The 987-nt window shown below is 68.6% G+C and carries 1 protein-coding gene; it reads right to left on the bottom strand.

The window, feature by feature from the left end:
* The coding region (locus tag D7X30_RS41355; RefSeq protein WP_147443451.1) for an AMP-binding protein at nt 1–987 on the bottom strand (987 nt) is incomplete at both ends.

The following is a 987-nucleotide window of genomic DNA, read 5'->3' on the forward strand; positions in this document are numbered from 1 at the left end:
CGACAGCGAATAGGTGCGCTGGTGCCAGGAGACGAGGTTCATCAACGCGCGGTGGTGGACGGCGACGCCCTTGGGACGGCCGGTGCTGCCGGAGGTGTAGATGACGTAGGCCAGGTCCTCCGGGCCCGCCGGCGTCACCGGCAGCGGCGCGGACTCCATGGTGGAGTCCGTCTCCAACGAGAGGACGCGCGAAGAGAGGGAGGGCAGCGAGTCCCGCAGGTGCTGCTGGGTGAGGAGGACGGAAGCGCCGCAATCCTCCAGCATGAAGGCCAGACGCTCCGGCGGGACACCGGGAGAGATGGGGACGTAAGCGGCGCCCACCTTGAGGGTGGCGAGCAGGCCCACCACCAGCTCCGGGGAACGCTCCGCGAGGACGGCGACGCGGCTACCCCGAGTGACACCGGCCGCATGCAGTTGGACGGCCAGTCCGTGAGCCCAGGCATTGAGGGCTGAGTAGGTGACGCTTCTCTCACCCATGCGCACGGCGACGGCGTCAGGCGTGTGTCGGGCGTGCTCGGCAAAGACGTGGTGGATGCAGGTGTCGCGAGGGAAGGAGACGTCCGTCTCATTCCATTCGACGAGGAGCTGCTTCCGCTCCTCCGCCGTCATCACCTCCAGCGTGGACACGCGGGCATCCGGCTGGGAGGCGAGGGAGGAGAGGAGGACGCCGAAGTGGCCCATGAGGCGCTGGACGGTGGCGGCGTCGAAGAGGTCGGAGCTGTACTCGAGGAAGCCGGTGAGGCCCTGGGGCACCTCGAAGAGGGTGAGGGCCAAATCGAAGCGGGAGGAGTTGCCCTCCAGGGGAATGGGCTGGAAGGCCATGCCCGGCACGCGCAGCGCCTCCGCGGGCGCGTTCTGCAGGACGAGCATCACCTGGAAGAGAGGGCTGCGGCTCAAGTCGCGCGAGGGCTGGAGGACTTCCACCAGCTTCTCGAAGGGGACGTGCTGGTGCTCGTAGGCGGCGAGGGTGGTGGCCTTCACCTGGGC

The organism is Corallococcus sp. AB011P (assembly GCF_003611605.1).
Classification (GTDB): domain Bacteria; phylum Myxococcota; class Myxococcia; order Myxococcales; family Myxococcaceae; genus Corallococcus; species Corallococcus coralloides.